Annotated in this window: 17 protein-coding genes; 6 read left to right on the plus strand and 11 right to left on the minus strand. The window is 46.5% G+C overall.

All coding sequences use genetic code 11. The features are described from left to right. Positions 1 to 8 precede the first annotated feature (8 nt). The 6 genes from QUB20_RS08555 to QUB20_RS08580 form a co-directional block, all read right to left on the minus strand. Positions 9 to 1,127, minus strand: a complete 1,119-nt coding sequence (locus tag QUB20_RS08555; protein ID WP_333291293.1) for a beta-glucosidase — start codon at positions 1,125 to 1,127, stop codon at positions 9 to 11. A 174-nt stretch (positions 1,128 to 1,301) separates the two neighbouring features. Further along, positions 1,302 to 3,185, minus strand: a complete 1,884-nt coding sequence (locus tag QUB20_RS08560; protein WP_333248124.1) for a glycoside hydrolase family 2 TIM barrel-domain containing protein — start codon at positions 3,183 to 3,185, stop codon at positions 1,302 to 1,304. Between the two features lie 198 nt (positions 3,186 to 3,383). Next, the gene (locus QUB20_RS08565; protein ID WP_333248126.1) at positions 3,384 to 3,740 is read right to left on the minus strand and encodes an STAS domain-containing protein; all 357 of its coding nucleotides are present in this window, start codon (positions 3,738 to 3,740) and stop codon (positions 3,384 to 3,386) included. 104 nt (positions 3,741 to 3,844) lie between these two features. Beyond that, positions 3,845 to 5,086, minus strand: coding sequence for a UDP-galactopyranose mutase (glf, locus tag QUB20_RS08570; RefSeq protein WP_333248128.1), 1,242 nt, complete (start codon positions 5,084 to 5,086; stop codon positions 3,845 to 3,847). 129 nt (positions 5,087 to 5,215) lie between these two features. After that, entirely contained in the window at positions 5,216 to 6,517 is a 1,302-nt protein-coding gene (locus tag QUB20_RS08575) for a glycosyltransferase family 1 protein (protein WP_333248130.1), read from the minus strand. An 835-nt stretch (positions 6,518 to 7,352) separates the two neighbouring features. Beyond that, positions 7,353 to 8,390 (minus strand): aldo/keto reductase, encoded by a 1,038-nt coding sequence (locus QUB20_RS08580; RefSeq protein ID WP_333248132.1) that lies wholly within the window; start codon positions 8,388 to 8,390, stop codon positions 7,353 to 7,355. Positions 8,391 to 8,812: 422 nt separating this feature from the next. Between QUB20_RS08580 and QUB20_RS08585 the strand changes: the two genes are divergently transcribed. The 3 genes from QUB20_RS08585 to dtd all read left to right on the plus strand — a co-directional run bounded on the left by QUB20_RS08585 (position 8,813) and on the right by dtd (position 11,533). After that, positions 8,813 to 9,214, plus strand: coding sequence for a fasciclin domain-containing protein (locus QUB20_RS08585; protein WP_333053794.1), 402 nt, complete (start codon positions 8,813 to 8,815; stop codon positions 9,212 to 9,214). Positions 9,215 to 9,662: 448 nt separating this feature from the next. Beyond that, a complete protein-coding gene (locus QUB20_RS08590; protein WP_333248134.1) occupies positions 9,663 to 10,808 on the plus strand; it encodes a GTP-binding protein in 1,146 nt (381 codons plus the stop codon). A 269-nt stretch (positions 10,809 to 11,077) separates the two neighbouring features. Further along, entirely contained in the window at positions 11,078 to 11,533 is a 456-nt protein-coding gene (gene dtd / locus QUB20_RS08595; RefSeq protein ID WP_333248137.1) for a D-aminoacyl-tRNA deacylase, read from the plus strand. A 225-nt stretch (positions 11,534 to 11,758) separates the two neighbouring features. Here dtd and QUB20_RS08600 read toward each other — a convergent pair whose 3' ends face one another. Then, complete coding sequence (locus QUB20_RS08600) at positions 11,759 to 12,010, minus strand: hypothetical protein (RefSeq protein ID WP_333248139.1); 252 nt, start codon at positions 12,008 to 12,010, stop codon at positions 11,759 to 11,761. 43 nt (positions 12,011 to 12,053) lie between these two features. Here QUB20_RS08600 and QUB20_RS08605 point away from each other — a divergent pair, with 43 nt between their 5' ends. From QUB20_RS08605 to QUB20_RS08615, 3 genes are all read left to right on the plus strand, one after another. Continuing rightward, complete coding sequence (locus tag QUB20_RS08605; protein ID WP_333248141.1) at positions 12,054 to 13,289, plus strand: HetZ-related protein; 1,236 nt, start codon at positions 12,054 to 12,056, stop codon at positions 13,287 to 13,289. 845 nt (positions 13,290 to 14,134) lie between these two features. Continuing rightward, positions 14,135 to 15,046 carry a DUF2382 domain-containing protein gene (locus QUB20_RS08610; RefSeq protein WP_333248143.1) on the plus strand — a complete coding sequence of 304 codons (912 nt, stop codon included), beginning with the start codon at positions 14,135 to 14,137 and terminating at the stop codon, positions 15,044 to 15,046. Between the two features lie 404 nt (positions 15,047 to 15,450). Further along, positions 15,451 to 16,677 carry a mechanosensitive ion channel family protein gene (locus QUB20_RS08615; RefSeq protein ID WP_333248145.1) on the plus strand — a complete coding sequence of 409 codons (1,227 nt, stop codon included), beginning with the start codon at positions 15,451 to 15,453 and terminating at the stop codon, positions 16,675 to 16,677. A 23-nt stretch (positions 16,678 to 16,700) separates the two neighbouring features. Here the strand turns inward: QUB20_RS08615 and QUB20_RS08620 are convergent, their stop codons facing one another. The 4 genes from QUB20_RS08620 to QUB20_RS08635 all read right to left on the minus strand — a co-directional run bounded on the left by QUB20_RS08620 (position 16,701) and on the right by QUB20_RS08635 (position 20,288). Next, positions 16,701 to 17,669 (minus strand): TIGR03885 family FMN-dependent LLM class oxidoreductase, encoded by a 969-nt coding sequence (locus QUB20_RS08620; protein ID WP_333248147.1) that lies wholly within the window; start codon positions 17,667 to 17,669, stop codon positions 16,701 to 16,703. 240 nt (positions 17,670 to 17,909) lie between these two features. Continuing rightward, a complete protein-coding gene (locus QUB20_RS08625) occupies positions 17,910 to 18,761 on the minus strand; it encodes a DUF1206 domain-containing protein (RefSeq protein WP_333240817.1) in 852 nt (283 codons plus the stop codon). Positions 18,762 to 18,973: 212 nt separating this feature from the next. Beyond that, positions 18,974 to 20,023, minus strand: a complete 1,050-nt coding sequence (locus tag QUB20_RS08630; protein WP_333240819.1) for an AI-2E family transporter — start codon at positions 20,021 to 20,023, stop codon at positions 18,974 to 18,976. Positions 20,024 to 20,036: 13 nt separating this feature from the next. Continuing rightward, positions 20,037 to 20,288, minus strand: coding sequence for a hypothetical protein (locus QUB20_RS08635; protein ID WP_333240823.1), 252 nt, complete (start codon positions 20,286 to 20,288; stop codon positions 20,037 to 20,039). Between the last annotated feature and the right edge of the window lie 299 nt (positions 20,289 to 20,587).

The following is a 20,587-nucleotide window of genomic DNA, read 5'->3' on the forward strand; positions in this document are numbered from 1 at the left end:
CGCAGCTATCAATTCTGCAACTTCAGCAACGGTTCAATCTGCTGCCTTTGAAACTGCAATTCATCCGCCAAAGGCTGGTAAATTTCCCGATCGCCCGATTCATTGCAATAATCCCACAAACCATTGTAACAGTGCCTGTCGTCATCCCAACCCGGATGGTTAACAATCGGATACAAGCAGATTCCCTCTATCGGAACTCCTGCTTTCATCGCCGCCATTACCTCAGTGCACACATAATTAAACCAGACAGGTCTAAAATCGTCTTCAGTCCCTGTTTCTGCTACGAATAAGGGGCGGCGGTAGCGCTCAAAAACTTCTTGCAGCAGTTCGCGAAACGGGCGGTACAGCGGATCGGTGTATTTCATTGGGTCTTCATTGTGAATCCACTGATTGCGATCGTAATAATTCACCCCAATAATATCGAGATATTTTTCCTTACCGCCAAGTTCCGGGCGAAAACGTCCAGCCAACATATCCCAAGCTTGATATTGAGATAAGCGATAACCTTCCGCCGCGTCCCGATCCTCCGGTTTGTCAGGGTCAGCAATAATGTTAATTGTGGGATCGATTTGAACGATCCGGGTGTTGGGATTAACTTCCCAAACTGATTCTATCGCGGCGATCGCAGCTTTGATTAACTGGACTTTTAGCTCGTCTCCCCGCCCTTTTGCGAACGGATTGATGTAGGCGACATCGCCGCCTGCCCAAGCAATAAATGAAATTTCATTGACAGGTGTCACGAAAGGTGTTTGGTCTGTTTCGTTCGTTAGCACTTCCATAAAAGCGCGCACCATGCTTGCAAACCTGGACACAAATTCGGGACTGAAAATATCAATATCGTCAGGCCAGCCGTAGTGAAACAAATCCCAAATTACCTGCATTTTCATGTCGCGGGCGGCGCGGATAATTGGCAGGGAACTGGAAAAATCGTATTTTCCGGGCGACTGTTCAATTAAGTGCCAGCGGAGGCCTTCGCGGACTGTGTAAATGCCTTGTTCCTGCAAGCGTTGGTAGTCGGCTGCTGCAAATTTATCGTGGCCGGTGGCGGCTGTGACATCGAGGCGTTTTCCAGATTGCACTCTGTGGGTGGAACATTCAAATCCGCCCATGAAAAAACTTTGAAACATCAATCGAATGGGTAATGGGTCATTGGGCATTGGGCATTAGGCATTGGGCATGGGGCATTGGGCATTGGGCATTAGGAATTTAGAAATTGGTAATTGTTAACTAATAACTAATAACTAATAACTAATAACTAATAACCGATCCCCCATGCCCCATGCCCCATGCCCCATGCCCGATTAGCACTGAGTAATAGCTTGCGGCTGTGAACTTTCTTCGGGAATATCCCAGCCGAGAGTTGCCGCCGCGATCACCTCTAGGGGAAACTTGGGAGTGCGATCGGCATACAGCAAACCGTTAGCTTCTTGGAAAGTATCGGTCAACTGCGTGTAACAAAATCCGCTGAACATTTCCACTCGGTTTACCACCTTCAACAGCGCGCTGTAGCGCCTTTGCAGTTCCAGCGTGTCCGACGCGCGCACGTAGCCCCAAACCCTGTAAAAATCGGGGTTTTCGCGACCGGCGCAGGCAATGCCACCGAATTCTGTCAGCATCATCGGCTGTCCTTGGTGCGGGTGCCCGTCGAGGGTGAGGATGCGCCCTCCCGGACGCCCGCGATCGAACAAATCGGCTAGCTGGACTTCGGGCCCGTAGCGCTTGGCTAGGGTTTGCGGATTGTTGTCGTAGTCGTGAATCGCCAGGATGTCGGTATCGATGCTTTCCCAGCCGTCGTTACCGATGACGGGACGAGTCGAATCGAGGGTTTTTGTCAAGAAATACAGCGCTTGCACGTAGTTGCGGTGGGCTGCCGCTTCAACTAAATTCGGAACTCCCCAGGATTCGTTGAACGGCACCCACACTACGATACAGGGGTGGCTGCCGTCGCGCTCAATGACTTCTGTCCACTCCCGCGTCAGCCGTTGCACGGCTTTGGGAGTGAAGCGGTAGGCGCTGGGCATTTCTTCCCAAACTAGGAGCCCCAGCACGTCAGCCCAGTACAAAAATCGGGGGTCTTCGATTTTTTGGTGCTTGCGGACGCCGTTGAAACCCATTGCTTTGACTAATTCGACATCGTGGCGCAAAGCTTCGTCGGAAGGGGCCGTCATCATGGTGTCGGGCCAGTAACCTTGGTCGAGCACCAGTCGCAAATAGTAGGGGCGGCCGTTTAGCATGAAGCGATCGCGCTGGATGCTGACCGTCCGCATGGCGGTATAAGATTTAACCTCGTCGAGCAATTTGCCGTCCGCCCACAACTGCACTTGGGCGTTAATTAGCGTCGGTTTTTCGGGACTCCACAGCAATTCGTTACGGTAGTCGTCGATACCAGGGTCGGAGAGGGCGATGCGACGGTGGATTTCGCCGTTGAGGACTTCGTAGGTGTCGTTGACTAGCAACAAACAGCCGATCGACAGTTTAACTTTAATCTGGATTCCCGACTGGCGATCGCCCGCGACAAACGCTTCAAAACCGATTTCCCAGCGTTCAAACTGGGGAGTCCAGCGGATGCGCTCGATATAAGTGTGAGGCACCAATTCTACCCAGACTGTCTGCCAAATGCCGGTCGTGCGCGGATACCAAATACTGTGGGGCTCTATTTGCCAGTCTTGCTTGCCCCGCGGTTGCTCCAAATCTTGCGGGTCGTCGTGGGCCCAGACTGTCACCCGCTGCATCCCGTTGAGGTTCACAATTGCTGTAATGTCTGCGGTGAAAGGAGTGTGTCCGCCTTCGTGTTCGATGACAAACTGACCGTTCACCCAGACGCGGGCGCGGTAGTCTACGGCCCCAAAGTGGAGGAGAACTCTGCCTTCTGTGTGGGGTACGTCAAATTCGCGTTCATACCAGCAGTTGGGGTGAAAATTCGTGTCGCCGATCCCGCTTTTTGCCGATTCTGGAGCAAACGGCACTTCTATAGTGTGAGTCCACTCAGAAATATCGATCGGCTGCACGCAGTGGCCCGCGTCATCGTAAGCAAACCTCCACTGACCATTGAGACAAATCCAGTTGCTCCGGCGCAGTTGGGGGCGCGGATAACCTGTTTTCCGTCCTTGAACTGTCACCTTACTATCAAGAGTTGCAGACTCTTCTATCTCGCAATTTTCTAGTTCTCTACCTAACCAACTCATCGGCACATCTACCCAAAGTTATATTTATAGGTTAGCTACAATTACCCCCACTTTGACAAGTTTTTTGCTGATTAATTTGCAAAAGTTCTGCCTATTAAAACAGCCTCATCTGAAGGCTCTCTTGTGCTGAAGTCATTAGTCAGAAGAAAAAAGAATAAACCAGGAAGATTTTTCCTATCCCCCACTCTCCCTCTCCCTCTAGCTAGCAAGACTTGGCAAACCTCCTAACTGTTCAGTTAGCTCACTTGTGAGAGAAAATTCTTCTGCAAACGGCAAACACTGAAATATTTGCTGTAGTCCCGTGAGTTCAAATAGAATTCTAACTTGTTCGCTCATGGCAGAGATCAAAAGTATACATTGGCTGTCTCTCACTAATTTTACGATCGCCACTACAGCCATTAACTCGGAATTTTTCAGGAAATTGATTTTAGAGAAATCCAGCATCAGAATTTTGCCACCGCTTTCAATGAGGCGCTGTATTTCTTTCTGAAACTGAGCAAACTGAGAAATTTCCAAAACCTCATGAGACAAAATAATTTTAACTAGAACGTTCATTTTTACCTCAATGCTTGTTTGAATTATTAAATAACTTTTGATGAAAACCGAGTAAGGTGCTCATAGAGCACCTTACCTTTTTACCCGTAACTCGCAGCTTCCAGCTACTTACTAGGAGATTTACCGTTGCCGTTGCCGTTGCCGTTGTTGACAGCAGCGACTTCTAGAGAAGCTGCGGCTGGGCGATGGGCGACTCCATTGGATGAGCTGACATTAGAGGCAGAACCGTTAACATTTTCTACCAATTCAATCATCGGCTTGGTAGTAATTTGCGTGTAAGTTGTTAGAGCTTGAGCGACTACTTGATCCATGTTGTAATACCTGTAAGTCGCCAGCCTTCCGACGAAAGAGACTCCCGGAGTTGCATCAGCCAAAGCCTTATATTTCTTATAAATTTCGGCATTTTCTGGACGCGGAACCGGGTAGTAAGGGTCTCCCTCAGCTTGGGGATATTCGTAGACAATGCTAGTTTTTAGATGCTCTTGTCCGGTGAGGTATTTAAACTCGGTGCAGCGAGTATATAAATGCTCGTTGGGGTAATTTACCACCGGTGCTTCTTGGTGTACGGCTACGTTCAGTGTTTCGTGCTTAAATTCCAAGGAACGGTAAGGAAGTTTGCCGTAGCAATAATTGAAATAGGAATCGACTGGCCCGGTGTAAATCATTTCCCCGTAAGGAATAAAACCCTCAATCTCCCGGTAGTCGGTATTCAGCATCACCTTGATGTTTGGGTGAGAAAGCATCTTTTCAAACATCCGAGTGTAGCCGTGCAGGGGCATTGCTTGATAGGTATCGGTAAAATAGCGATCGTCCCGGTTAGTGCGAGTAGGTACGCGCGCAATCACTGAGTTGTCGAGTTCCGACGGGTCCATTCCCCACTGTTTGCGGGTGTAGTTGCGGAAGAATTTTTCGTAAAGTTCGCGACCGACTTTGCTGACAACGACATCTTCGGAAGTGCGAATGTAATCCTTTGGTTCTGCTACTTTTGCGAAGAAATCTTCAACTTCAAATGAGGTGAGATTCAGTCCGTAAAGTTTGTTTACGGTGTTGAGATTGATCGGAATTGGCAGCAGTTGACCGTCAACGCTGGCGAGGACGCGGTGTTCGTAGGGCCGCCACTCGGTGAACCGCGAAAGATACTCGAAAACAGGGCGCGAATTGGTGTGAAAAATGTGGGGGCCGTATTTGTGTACGAGGATGCCATGATTGTCGTAGTGATCGTATGCGTTACCGCCGATGTGGTTGCGGGTATCAATTATCAGAACTGTTTTTCCGGCCTCATTTGCTAGTCTTTCGGCAATGACGCTACCTGCAAATCCGGCTCCGACGATTAAATAGTCAAACATTAAAACACCTCTGATTGTGGGTAAGGGTAAGGGTAAGGAATAATTGGTAATTGGAGATACAGCGAGGAATGTTGAGTGCTAATTTTTGAATCTGTAAAGTGTAACTCTTTAACTTCAACCTCAACATTCCTAACTTAAAACTTTCATTCTGCCTTCGGCTTTCTGCCGTTTCTCGTCGATCGCACTTTCGATCAAGCCCAGCATTTCGCCCCAGGTATTGTCCCAAGAATTGTCTGCTAAAAAGGCATCTACTTCACTCAGCCACTTGGTGCGAACGTCCGAACTTTCGTTAAGGATTTCTTCGGCACAAGCAACGAATTCTTCCCAATTGCTAGCAATCCGAACCAAGCCGTTTTCTCCGTAGGGCCGCACCACGTCGCGGATAGGAGTAGAAATCACAGGTTTGCCGGCAGCGAGGTATTCGGGAGTTTTCGTGGGACTAATAAACTTAGTCGATTCGTTAATCGCAAAAGGCAGCATGGCGATATCCCATCCGCCAAGATACGCTGGCAATTCTTGATAAGATTTGCCACCGAGATAGTGGATATTTGGGTGAGTTGGCAGAGTTGCCCGATCGATTTTCACCACCGGGCCAATGATGACTAAATGCCAGTCCGGCCTTGCTTGGGCCATGCCCGCCAGCAGTTCGATATCCATGCGTTCGTCTATGACGCCATAAAATCCCAAACGCGGGTGAGGAATGTCTTTTTGATCCGCCGGTTCTTCTGAAAGGTTCCTGGCTGTCGCAAAGTGTTCTTTTTCGATGCTGCTGGGGAAGGGGTGAATGTTTGGGTGCTGGTGCTGTTTGGCTTCGTAAAGGTTGTGTCCCCCGGTAAATACTACGCTGGCGCGCTTTAATAATTGGTTTTCATTGGCTTTTAAATCCGGGTGCGCGCCTTGAAATGCTGACAGTTCATCCATGCAGTCGTAGACTACAGCTAGTGGCTTTAAGTGGCTTGTGAAAGTGACAGCCATTGGTGTGTAATACCACAGAATGTACTGGCTAATTTCTGCCGCTCGAAACAAATCATCTAGCATGGCTTGCTGAGCAGTTTGTGCTGTTGCTTCGCTGGTTCCTTCGCTCAGGTGCGGTACTATTACCCAGACTCCGCTTTCGTGGATGCTGACATCCAGCCACCAATCTGTAGCCTCACTAAAAACTGGTTCTTCTACAAAGAATACGCGACGTTTTTTGGCACAGCGACTCAATAGATGTTGCGGACGCTGATAGACAAAATTCCACCGCAAATGAGACAGGCAAACTAAATCTGGTGCATCTAAAGCCTCAGTGTTTGATAAGTTGGCTCGCACTGCGGGCGATGCAGCGAATTGAGAGGGGGATTTTGCTGGATCTATAGAGGTAAATCGGATCTCCCATGCTCGATCTTTATTGCTATAATTATTGTTTACTGAGTTTTCTGGGGGCGACATATTAGCCTCTGGAATTTGTCAATGAAAATTTGTCAGTTAAAATTGGTCAAGAGGATATATTTCTCAGCAGGGTCTTACTGAAAGTCGCAAGCATAAATCTGAGAACTTTTATTGACGAGCAAGCGCCGCATTCAGTGAGCCAAACAAAGAAACTGTTTAGCTGCGGTAAAAACCGGCTTATCTGCTTTTTTCAGAATTGAAAGTTTGAGATAAGTTAATATTGTTAGACTTGCTATTGTTGTTAAATGTAACCCAGTTTTTCTGCCCTAACTTCTATCTGAAGGATGACTTTTATCTCAGGAGACACCTAGCTTGCACGCTGGGTTCAAAAGCCTTTAAAATGCCGATCGACCTTGTAAAATGACTCTTAACTGGCAGGTACGGGGTGAAAAAAGAGCGAGTTTTATTGCTTTATTTGAAGATGAGAGAAAATTTGCCATCAAGTTTATGTTGCTTTTTGATTTGACAAACCTTGCTTTTTTTAACTCATCCGATCGCTAACTTGGAAAATTTGTATCCGAATATACACAGTTTCGTCAAAGATTTCTAACTTCCGATAGATTAACAATTAACAGTTTATGCAGTGGGGTTAAACTGACACAATATCACCTGTCTCAACAATATCAAATAAAACAGGTAACGGCAACGATAAACCTAAGATTTTGCGCGAGTATATGCCAAGAAACCAAGATGATGACATTTGCGCTGTGGGCGTCAGTTTAATCTCGCGCCCACAGCACCAATGTCAATCATCCCTCTAAGGGCGGGTTCGCCGATATCTGCAATCAAACGCCAAATATCCACGTAAACCCGCAACTAGAAAATAGCAGCAACTTTACAGTCGGCGGCTGTCAATTTTAGCGATTCCTCCTCCAAAGGCAAAATCTTGCACCGTTGAACTCTTTAAGAAATCGTGAGGGAAACCCAATTCAATTGCACTTACTTTGTTTAACTGCTGCATTTGTTCGGGGGTTAATTCAAACTCCAAACAAGCCAGATTTTCCTGAAGTTGCGAGAGTTTGCGCGAACCCACAATCGGAATAACTTCGACTGGCTGTTGGATCAGCCAATTTAGGGCTACTTGAGAAGCAGGTTTGCCAATTTCGGCTGCTATTTTGCTAACTTCGTCAGCAATTTTGAGGTCTCGTTCGTTAATTTTTCCCGATTCAGGTGAATTAAGGCGTTTAGCTTCGCTGGCTGTTTCTGAAGTGTTGTATTTTCCTGTTAGCAAACCGCCTGCTAGGGGACTCCAAGCTGTGACGCCAATATCAAAGGCTTTTGCCATAGGGATCAAGTCCCGTTCAGGAGTTCGCTCTTTTAAAGAATATTCGATTTGCAAGCCGATAAATGGTGTCCAACCGCGCAGGTTGGCGATCGTATTTGCTTGAGAAATAATCCAAGCCGGCGTATCGGAAATGCCGATGTAAAGAACTTTGCCGGCGCGTACCAAATCGTCAAAAGCGCGCATTACTTCTTCGACGGGTGTGGTAAAATCCCAAGCGTGCAGCCACAGCAAATCTATGTATTCAACTTGCAATCGCTTCAAACTTGCCTCTACTGCTTGCACCATATTTTTGCGGTGGTTGCCAAAACCATTGATTTCGCCATTCTTCATGTTGAGGCTATACTTAGTGGCAACTACCCATTTTTCGCGATCGGTCCCGATGAACTCACCGACATATTTTTCGCTAGTACCGTTGGTGTAGAGATTCGCGGTATCAATGAAATTGCCGCCGGCTTCTGCAAAGGCGTCGAACATTTTCCGGCTTTCGTCGTAGGAACCGCCCCAACCCCAATCTTCGCCAAAAGTCATGGTTCCGAGGCAGATTTCCGAAACGCGAAGTCCGCTGTGACCTAGTAGTTTGTATCTCATGTCACCCTTCCGCTAGTTAGTGGTTGTTAACAGTTTAGATCGGGATTTCCCAAACTGTTGCCATCAGTCGGGGTGGCGGGCTTTTGTAATCTGTTAGCGCTGCGCTGAAAGTTGAATATTTTGCCAAGTCAATCAAAATGTCGTAGCAGGGGCGATGCTGTCTCGCCCCTGCGTTTAGTTTAAACAGCGCGCAGGGGCGATCGGCTTACCAATGTATTTAGGATTACATTTCTAAATTAAAATACAGTAAAATCGGTAAATTATAATCTACCTTTAGGTAGGTATTTACTGACATGAGTTATATATAAAAAAATGTTCTATTTTATATAAGAAAACCAAACTGAACGAGAAAAAATATCTGTAGCTAAATTAACTTTTTAGCGTTATAGTGATTTACAGATTACAAAAACTAGGTGACTCACTTGGCTGACATCGTTGATACCGCCGTTTCGGCAGGCTCTTTTACTACCCTAGTTGCTGCCGTCCAAGCCGCTGGTTTAGTAGATACTCTCAAAGGCGCTGGCCCCTTCACAGTTTTTGCGCCTACAGACGAAGCTTTTGCTAAGCTTCCCGCAGGTACTGTAGAAGCACTGCTTAAGGACATTCCTAAGCTGACAAAAATCTTGACTTATCATGTCGTTTCTGGCAAAGTTATGGCCGCTGATGTGGTCAAGCTGAAATCTGCCAAGACAGTGGAAGGTTCAGAAGTTAAAATTGATGCTTCCAATGGCGTCAAAATCAATGATTCTACCGTTACAACAGCCGATGTTGCTGCTGATAATGGCGTCATCCACATTATTGATTCAGTCTTGCTTCCTGCGTAAGCACAGACTTAGATAGCGCAATACTATCTTGAGGGCGGTGGCTGTTGTTAGCCACCGCCCTGTTTTAATTGAGATTTAAATATTTTACGCAGCTCGATAATTAAAACTATTATAGAGTAGCGGGAATTTGCCGATCGCACTCAGCATGACTTTGCCCCAAATTTGTCGCTGCTGAATTTACCGGGAAAACTGGTTGCAGGCTAACTCCCACAGGTACTCTGGAAAAAAAATTATCAAAAAAATAAAAAAGTGCGACCGCGTTAACAATTGCCGATAATTAGCGGCCCACTTATTTTGCACTCTCGGGCTGATTCCCGGTTGATGCGTAGATACCATGCCACCAAACCCAACATTTCTCCGAGAAACTGGGTTTACCAGGCCTTGTCCTAATTAAGATACAATAAGAGCCACAAAGAAAGTGCGATCGACATTATTTGACATTCAAGCTATGCAATCTACAACTCAGTCCGAGACAGAACCGGCGATGGACGCTCCCAAACACGGCTTACCCGTTACCATCATTACAGGATTTCTCGGCAGCGGCAAAACAACCCTGCTCAACCACATCCTGACCAACCAGCAGGGTTTGAAAACAGCAGTTTTGGTAAATGAATTTGGCGAAATCGGCATCGACAACGAACTGATTGTCACCACCGACGACAACATGGTTGAGCTGAACAACGGCTGCATTTGCTGCACTATTAATGAAGATTTAGTTAATGCAGTTTACAAAGTTCTGGAACGTCAAGAAAATCTCGATTATCTGGTAGTCGAAACAACCGGACTCGCCGACCCGCTGCCAGTAGCAATGACTTTTTTAGGAACAGAACTGCGCGACCTGACTCGTCTCGATTCGATAGTTACAGTAGTAGACGCAGCCAACTACAGCTTAGATTTATTCAACTCTCAAGCAGCTTACAGTCAAATAGCTTACGGCGATATAATTATCCTCAACAAAACTGATTTGGTTGAAGAAGCAGATTTAGATTTGTTGGAAGTTAAGATTCGGGATGTCAAAGAAGGTGCTCGAATTCTGCGAACAGTAAAATCGCAAGTTCCCCTACCGCTTGTCCTCAGCGTCGGATTGTTTGAATCCGACAAATATTTCCAATCTGAAGAAACTCCTAGCAGTCACGACCACGAACATCACGAACATCACGACCACAGCCATCACGACCACAGCCATCACGACCATCACGACCACAGCCATCACGACCATCACGACCACAGCCATCACGACCACAGCCATCACGACCACTCCGACCATTTAGAAAATGACGGATTTACCTCAATTTCCTTCCTGAGTGACAAGCCGTTTTCTCTGAGAAAATTTCAATATTTCTTAGACAAACAAATGCCAACAAATGTGTTTCGCGCGAAAGGAATTATGTGGTTTGAAGAAAGTCCCAAACGGCATATTTTTCACTTGAGCGGCAAGCGATTTACGATGGACGACGACGAGTGGAAAGGCGATCGCAAAAACCAGCTTGTTCTCATCGGTCAGGGTTTGGATACCGAGACTTTGCGATCGCAACTCGAAAACTGTCTTTGTATGCCTTCAATCAATCGCGGCAAAGGTTTTGGGAAAAACTAAAGGTTACTGGTTCCCAGGCTCTGGCCTGGGAACCGATGTAAGCGAGGCTCTGCCTCTCTGGTACTTAGGAAGATAGGAGGCAGAGCCTCTGGATCTGCGTTACCAGGCCAGAGCCTGGTAACGAGTAAGGATCGCGAATTAAATAACTTACAATTTTAATTGTTATTGTGGGATGGGCGTCCCGCCCGTCATGAGTGGACGGGCGGGACGCCCATCCCACTTTCAAGAGTGGAAGTTATTTAATTCTCATTCCTAATTACCGATTTCCCATGCGAGTCATCCTCCAGCGAGTCAAATCATCTCAAGTCGAGATTGACGATCGAATTATTGGCAAAATTGGCCGCGGACTTAACTTGCTTGTAGGTATTGCAGACACCGACACCGAAACAGAACTCGATTGGATGGCTCGCAAATGCCTGGAATTGCGTTTGTTTCCCGACTCTGCCACGGATACCGGGCGCTGGGACAAGTCAGTACAAGACATTGGCGGCGAGTTGCTGGTTGTCAGTCAGTTTACGCTCTACGGGGACTGCCGCAAAGGTCGGCGACCTTCCTTTGACCGAGCAGCGGCTCCTGAACGAGCCGAAATTTTTTATGATAAATTTGTCGAAAAGTTGCGCCAGAGCGGCTTAAAAGTCGAAACAGGCTTGTTTGGAGCGATGATGCAAGTCTCGATCGAGAATGACGGGCCGGTGACTTTGGTATTAGAGAAAGAATCAGGGTGAATTGTTTGCAAACAAAGCTCTGTGTGCTTCTTTCTGATTCCTTCTTCCTTCTTGGATAAGATCAAATTTTCAGATTAACCGGGTTTCCTAACTGCTGTTGCGTAGGTTCTGAAGACATTGCAGATAGCTACACTCTGCCAAGTCTCGATTCCACAATCTCTAACGGCCAAAACCCCCTCAAATAGCCAGTTATTAGATTGTCCACTCAGCGGCCTCGCAGCACCCTCAGTTTTCCTGGCGATCGCCCCACCCACATAACAGCTCAGAATGCTTGTAAAGTAAGGCTTTAACGGCAATAAAACCAATCTTCCACAGCCAGCGATTAGAATCAGATTCAGCAGCCAAAAACTGTTGCATGAGAGAGTGGAACACTGGCATAACTACGGTTATCTCTACTTCCGTAACATTCAATGTATAGAGAGTTGAATCCGCACAGCAAGCGAAACCGCCAGCAACTGCCGCCTCACACTCTGACAAATGTCCTCGCACACCCGCTGTGCCCTACCACCCGATAAATGCCATGACTGTCAAAACTGCCACCACCGTCAACTGCAACAACGCTTCTGGCTTCAACTGCATTCCGGCTACCTCCAGCGAACCAAACGCCGAAATCAATACTGTTCCCAGCATCGATATCCTCGCTTTGGCTGACTTCGCCCTCAAAGAATTGCAAGCCGAAATGAAAACTTCCAGCCGCAGCGCTCAAGCAGTGGCGATGCGGATTGCTAAGGAAGTCGAACGGATTTGCCAAAAGAGCGATCGCATCCAAATTTCCGGCGAAGTTGAAGCTTGGCAAATCACCTTGGCCGAGCACCGGTTGCAAAAAACCCTGCAATACTACCGCCTCGGTTCCAAACAAGGCCGCGTCGAACTGCATTCTCACCTCGCGGCGATGATTTACCGCCATGTTGCTTCTTTCCGATCGAACTTGAACTTCCAAGCTCGCTACAACATGATTGAAGACTTTTTGCAAGGCTTTTACATCGAATCTCTGCGAGCTTTCCGTCGCGAACATCAACTCGATGTCACCTACCAGCCCCGCACGCAGCTAGAATTGGCTGAGTACATGGCTTTCACCGAACACTACGCCAAGCGCCAAATCGGTTTGCCCGGCCGCAACCGCCAACGCCTGATCGTGTTGCGCGCTCAAGGATTTGCCAAGGGTCAGCCTCCCGAAACTGCGATCGACATTGAAATGGCTGTAGAATCCGGCAAGGGAGAAGATGCGGAAATTTACAGCCGCTCTCCGGCGCTGCAACAAGTGCGCGAGCAAATGGTATCGGAAACTGTCGATCCGGCTGATGCTGTGCTGCGCGATCGAGTAGTCTCGGAATTGATCGCCTATCTGGAATCGCAAAATCAGCCAGAATGCGTGAATTACTTAACTTTAAAATTGCAAGACCTTTCGGCTTCGGAAATTGACCGCGTGCTCGGTTTGTCTTCCCGCCAGCGCGACTACTTGCAACAACGTTTCAAGTACCACGTCGAAAAATTTGCCCGCACTCAAAATTGGAAACTCGTCCACGAATGGCTGGGTGCTGATGTCGATCAAAAGCTGGGAATGACTTCGGACAAATGGGAAGCTTTTCGCGCTCAACTGTCGCCGGAAATGCAGCAATTGTTAGAAATGAAGCGGAATCAAGAAAGCGACAAGGCGATCGCCACCGCGATCAAATGCACTCCCAAACAAGTCCAAAAACGCTGGGCGCAACTGTTGGAGCTGGCTAGCCAGACTCGCAACAGCAACCAAGCTTAAGTGGTACTCAAATATGAATGCAACTGTTTTCTTGAGACTGGAAAATGCGATCGGGTGCGGCATCTACACAGGACTGCCCGCCCCGGCGTCCGCTCTCAACTCAACAAGGGCTGCTACTAATTTATCGCCGCTTATTGGCAAATTCAATTTATTAAAACAACATTACTTTTTTTAATATCTTTCCTTCCCTGGTTAGGCCGGGGAATTTGTTTTTATTAGTCATTAGTCATCAGTCATTAGCCATTAGTCATTAGTCATTAGTCATTAGTCATCAGTTAGGACAAATTGCTTGCTGAAGAGGCGACCGGGCATATATTCATAATGATATTTAAACATAGGGTGTAGCATAATCAAGGCAAAGTTTTTCAAATGTGTTTGCCCAAAATATCTCACATAAAAGTCTATTTTTAAAGTAATAAATTATGTATATAGCAATCCTAAATCATTCATGTAAATTTGTAGGGGTAGTGCTACCCCTACTCCCCGTGCCTACCCCCTATCTATCGGGGCAACCACGGGGAGTAGGGGTCGGATTGCCCCTACAATAATTACGCGAATAATTTAGGGTTGCTATATATTTTTTATGCGTTAATGTAGAGGATCAAAGTCTAATTTATAAGTGTATTTTTTTATAAAAATAGTTAAAAACCGATTGTGACACTTGAGAGTGCAGAAGGTGGATAAAAAATGACAAGTCATCTATCCAAAGACAGAAAAAAATTAAAATAAATATACTCATCCTACTATTTTGTTTCACTTAATCCTTCATAAGAAGGAAGCATCAAATTTGAGATATATCTAAAATGGGGTCATAAGTTGATATAGATAGAAAAGGAAGGACTGGTATGTTACTTTACAAAATTGAAGATTTTAATCCCAACTACCGCGAAGCTGCTTTTAATGGCGAAGATATCAAAGGTCTGGATATCTATGCTGGAAATACAGATGAGAAGATTGGCTCAATTGATACAGCGCTAGTTGATGAGACAGGACGTTTCCGATATTTTGTGGTTGACACGGGTTTCTGGATATTTGGCAAGAAGGTATTAGTTCCAGTTGCACTTTGTCGAGTTGAGGTTGATGCAGAACGCATCTACGCGACGGGTTTGAGGAGTAAAGACCAAGCAGAAAGACTACCCAGGTATGAGGATGGGATGGTGGTTGATTACGATTATGAAGAACAAGTGCGGGGTGTTTATCGTACTCGAACTGTAGAAGGGTCTGCACCTGTAGAAGCATCATTGCCTTTAGAAACCTCATTGCCTGTACAAGCATCTGCACCAGTTTCTAGGCCGCGTCCTGTCTCTAACCAAGCTAGCGCTGCTGGTTATGACCGCAACACTTACACTTACGAACAAGAGCCTCAATTGTATCAGATGAACGAGCGCGAGCATCACAAATTCCGACTCTACGAAGAACGACTGGTTGCAGAAAAAAGCCGTCACAAAGCTGGCGAGGTAGCAATTGGCAAGCGAGTTGAAACTGAAACGGCACGAGTTTCAGTTCCAACAGAAAAAGAGCGAGTTGTAATTGAGAGTGTAACTCCAGCAAAGGCAGGTGCCCCAGTAAATCGGGATACTCCCTTCCAGCAGGAAAAGGTGATGCGTATGGACGTTTACGAAGAAACTGCTGATATCAAAAAAGAAGCTTTCGTGCGCGAAGAAGTTAACATCAGGAAAGAGGTTGAAACCGAGACCGTTGAGGCAACGGAAACACTGCGGCGTGAAGAGTTGGATGTGAAGAGGGAAGGGCGTTAGAGTGCAAATGAATTGAATAAGGTTTTGTAGTTGCGCTGTCTTCGCCCACATGAGCGTTGAAGCGCAAATACGAACCTAAAAAATCACTACCACTGCCAAAAAAGGACATGATTTCTCATGTTTAATTTCTGGCCTTGACCCCTAATATGTGCAGCATTCCTAGCTTTATCGTTTAGCATCGGTGCGACCAGTTTTTTAGGATATCCTCGATCGCTACTTCTTTTATTAGCCCAACTTAAACAACAACAGCGGTAGTGCATCCAATCAAGCAAAGCATAAAAATTCATTGGAGGCGGTTAGCACGATCGAGCGTGCGGTCGGTTCTGTTGCTCGCGCTCTTAATTGCCATAACGATAACGTGTATTACCCCGAATTCCGCAGGCGCGCAAGACGAACGGGTAACAGTGCGTTTAGATGGTCGAGCAGTGTTTCGGGTGAGTGCGGTAGAAAACGTAGATGCAACCGCACGTGCGCGGCAGATTGAGCGGCGCATGAGCCGACTGTTGGAGAATCCTACGGCGATCGCACCTCCCCGCATTGAACCGACTCAAGGTAGCGATCAGCGGGTGATTACGATTGCTGGAGTCCCTGTTGTCACCGTAACTAAAGCAGACGCTCAGGATAATTTGACAACGGTTGATACCCTGGCAACTCAGTGGTCAGGGGCGATTGCTACCGCTCTAACGCGAGCCAGTCAGCGCCGTCTTTCCCCTTCGGAACGCTTTGTGGCAGAGGTGCAATCCTCGGTGCAAACCGGATTTGGACGACTGGGTGAATCTGCGATCGCGATTATTCCCCGCGCGCTAGCTGCATTACTGGTGATTGGAGTATTTTGGGCGATCGCGGCTTTGGTGCGCTGGTTGATGCGCGTGATTTTCCGTCACATTGTAGAAGACTTAACAATAGAAAACCTAATCAAACAAGTCGCCTACTATGTTGTCTGGAGTCTCGGTTTTATTGTGGCCCTCGATGCCTTTGGGTTCGATCCGCAGGCAGTTGCCACCGGATTGGGTTTAACGGGTCTTGCTCTCGGCTTTGCTTTAAAAGATATCCTTTCTAACTTTATCAGCGGCATTTTAATTCTGGTATTGCGTCCTTTTGAACTTGGGGATCAAATTGTTGTCGGGGAAACTGAAGGCAATGTCGAGCGGATCGAATTGCGGGCAACCCAACTCCGTACTTATGATGGTCGAGTGGTATTGGTTCCCAATGCGGAATTGTTCACCTCGCGCATTACCAACAACACCGCCGCCCCGATTCGTCGCAGCAGCGTGACTCTGTTTATCGGCTACGATAGCGATTTGCAAACAGCGGTAACTGTGATGACAGAGGCAGCGCAAGCTACGGAAGCCGTGCTCAACGATCCGCCAGTTTCCGTGCGAATTCGAGATTTGGGACAGGATGACATATTGGTTGAGGTGCGCTTTTGGACGGACTCGCGGCGTACTGACTTTGTGGCGACAACCTCAGCCGTGAGAGCGGCAATCATTCTTGCCTTCAAAGATGCTGGCATCGGCTTGCCCGATCCTGATGTGCGAATACTGATGCCGCGCCATCCCGATAAGTGGCGAACCGCATTGGGTTTGGGAGATAGCGATCGGACTCAGGATTCTGACAATGCTAGTCGGTAAGTCAGTAGCATCATAATTACCAATCAACTTTTTGTCAGCCCTGGCACTACTTTTTCGCCAAACGCCTCAATAAACTGCTCTTGCGATCGGTTAACGTTGTGCAAAATTAGTTGATCGAACCCCAATTCAATATCTTTTTGCAACCACTCAATATGCTGGTCTTGGTCTGCCGAAATGCGGACGTGTTGATATAACTCCTCTGGTTGCACAAACTCCCCGGCCGCATCAAATTGATCGGGTGTTATCAGTTCTGTCAGCATTTTACTTTTGAAGATATTACTACGCCATTGATGATGAGCGCCTTGTAGTGCTTTCTCTGCATTACTGTTATAGGAAAGCTGCACTTTCAAAATCATTGGTTTCCCTTCTCCGCCACCGCGACGAAACGCATCGACGACTTTTTTTAACTTTTCAGGTGGGCGAGAAGTAGTAATTAATCCATCTGCCCAACTGCCCACCCATTCTGCGGTTTCTGGCGTAACTGCGGCGCCGATAATTAATGGGAGAATTTCCGGGCGGGTATAGAGTTTTGCATCTTCTACGCACACTAAACCGCGATGGGTGACGGTTTCTCCTGCCCAAAGGGCGCGGATAATATCGACACATTCTTTGAGCCGCGTGTTGCGATCGCTCTTAGTAGGCCACTTATCCCCAGTAATATGTTCGTTCAACGCTTGACCGCTGCCAACCGTTAGCCAAAAACGATTGGGAAACATTTCTGCCAACGTTGCCGCAGCTTGGGCAATAATAGCCGGATGATACCGCTGTCCGGGAGCGCAAACAACCCGATAGGAAAGCCTCGGCGTTGCTTGCATTGCTGCACCCAACCAAGACCAAGCAAAACCACTTTGTCCTTGCGCTTCACTCCAAGGATGAAAGTGATCGGAAGAAAGGGCATGGGTAAAGCCAGCTTGTTCTGCCATTTGGACATATTTCAGCAGTTCACTGGGCTTAAACTGTTCGTGGGAAGCATGATAACCAATTTTTGCCATAAGTTTTTAGGAGTTTTGAGTACAGTAGGGGCGGTGCCCCCGTGCCCGCCCTGAGTTTTGAGTACAGTAGGGGCGGTGCCCCCGTACCCGCCCTGAGTTTTGAGTTAAAATATCCAGACTTAAAAGCAGGTGATTTAATCAGGACGGATTGTAAAAATTTTGAGCTTTGAGTTAGATAACTTTTTAATTTAAAAAAAATCTTGTACTCAAAACTTATAACTTTCTGCATAACGGGCAAGCTTATGAACTAAAAATTCGCCGATAGCGAGCTTCAATTACCGAGTAGATGCCATAGGCAATTAAACCCAAAGGTACTAGAGCCAAAATCACTGGACTAAAAGGCTGTTGTGCCACAATTCCCAACACCTCGCCCAATCCTTTCGTTTGACTGGCATCCGATAGCCTTGCTGCTTGAATTAAGAAAAAACCGATTATAACGAAAACAACTCCACGGGCAGCAATTCCGAATCGACCCAACCGTGTCGCCCAAGTTTGCTCGGTTTGGCTCATTTCATTTAGCTTGAAATGGCGGCGAAATTTGGCTTTATATGCTTGGTAGAAATAAGAAAAACCTACACCAATAACAATTGAGCCTGCCAATCCTACCAGCCATTCTCCAAACGGTTGCGCTAAAACTTGGGCGGTCAAATCTTCGGTTGTATCGCTATTACCACCGCCCGAACCCATTATCAGTTTTACAGCCGTTAAAGCCAAACCTGCGTAAGCTAAAGCACTTAAGGCGTAGCCAATGCGTTGGGCAATTCGCTTGGCATCCATTTTCTGTCCTTGGTGTTCTGGGTCGAGAATTGTCTGAACGATACGCAAAAGGGCATAACCAATAATGCCAATCGTTACAAGAAATAGCAGAAATTTACCGAAGGGTTGGTTAACAATTTCTGATAATGCACCGCTAGTATCTGTTGTCCTGCCGCCCATACTGAAGACGGCTTGTGCTGCTAAAAAACCGACAATAAAGTAAACTAAGCCTTTGGAAGCATATCCCAATCTTGCCAGTCGCTCAAACCAGGGATGAGAAGCTGCCTGTCCAATTGAGTCTTTAATGCTGTCGGTGGGTGAGTTGTCCCGTTTCATATTTTTTGACAATTTAGTTGTTAACGACTGCTGCCATACCCAATAGTGCATTCCTGTCCAGCTAACTGAGTTCTTAAACAGATAATTTATGTGATTATTTATTAATTTAAAGATTAGCTTGTTTAGATTTTTTTTAAATCTGTCTTGAGCGGGAGTGTCATCGGTTGATTGAGTAAGAAATTTCACATAGATTGGGCTTGACAAATATAACTTTATGGGTTATCGACTGGCTCTGATGGAGCAGTCTGCCAGCGGTCTAGTATATCTTTGATTAAAACTTCTTTAACCCAAATTTGAATAACAATTAGAATTGGTAGCGCTAAAAATAATCCCAAAAAACCAAAGAAAAATCCGAATGCTGTCACGAGAGCTAAGGTGTAAGCGGGAAGCAGAGATACCTGCTTTTCCATAATGATAGGTGTGACCAAGTTGCCTTCAATTTGTTGAATTAGGAAATAAAGCAACAACACCGCGCCTGCTTTTGCAGGCGAATCTAATAAAGCCAGCAGCAGCGGTGGAATTACGCTTAACATTGCGCCCATGTAGGGAACTAAGGCTAATATGAATGCCAGAATCCCGTTCACAAAAGGCAGTGGAACTTGCAAAAAAAACAAACCAATAATGCTCGTAATACCAATAAAACTCATGCTTAATGCAACGCCTGCCAACCAACCCATTAAACCCTCTTCGCATTTTGAGAGAATTTCATCGGCTCGCTGACGGTAAAAAGCCGGAAAAAGGCTGATAACTGCGTGGCGGTATGGCATCGGATTTACCAGAAGCATACTTGTCAAAACGGTAATTAATAAGGTATTGAGAATCAAGCTTAGATAGTTGGAAAACAACTGATAAATATGCGAACTTGTCCACCGAAAAAGCGTTTGAATTTCTTGGGTTAAATCGTCAATACTGGGAAGGTTATCAAAAATTTGTCCGGGTAATCTTGCTTGCAACCAATAGAACCCAACTCGCAGTTGTTCTATCCCTAGCGGGACGAGTTGGGACAACTCTTGAAATTGATTGCTCAGGCGCGTTACGATGAGAGTTACCAAGACAGCGCTCGCTGTGACTAGAATCGCAACTGCTAAGGCGATCGCCACTCCCCGCTTCGCACCCGACTTCTGCAATCTTCGCACTAAACGGTTGAGAGCGATCGCTAAAATTACGGCGGTAAAAAACAGTAAAACAATCGTTCTAATTGTCCACAAAATATAGAGCGAGGCTACCAAAGCCAAAAAACCGATCCACTTTCCTAAACCCATAACAAAAGCCTCTCTATTCACCCACACTTAACTCTAGCAGGGAGATTTTTTTGGCTAAACTTTCTACAGCGAGAGTGAGCGATCGCATCAATTCCGAATCCTCACTGTATTCTGCAGAAGCCAAATTCATCAGCCGCTGACTTTGGCTAATTTCTATTTCCTGACTCCAATCTTGTGCGGTAGTATCTTTATAAACCCCAAAATCCCGCAGATTGAACTGAATGCCGGAGCCACTTGCATGATATTCTGCGAACGTAAAACTCACAGCAGGTATTGGCTAATTGCAAATGAGGGTACGCGCCAAGCCAAAAAAATTGCTGCTATTCTCAAAAAAACGGCAATGTCTATCACGAATGCGATCGCACTCAGGCTTGACTAGGTTCTCAAATTTGAGAGAGGAGTTTTCCTTCCCAATTACAGCGATCGAACCAGCTAGAAGCCTCCACAATCGCATTCGTGGTTGAATTTTTGAATTGGTCAGGTTTTCTTGTACTCAAGGAATTAATTTTGTACAAAGATGCCTCCTAACACTGCCACTCTTACATTTTCACCCTACACCTCTGT

The organism is Microcoleus sp. B4-C2 (assembly GCF_036705265.1).
GTDB lineage: Bacteria > Cyanobacteriota > Cyanobacteriia > Cyanobacteriales > Microcoleaceae > Microcoleus.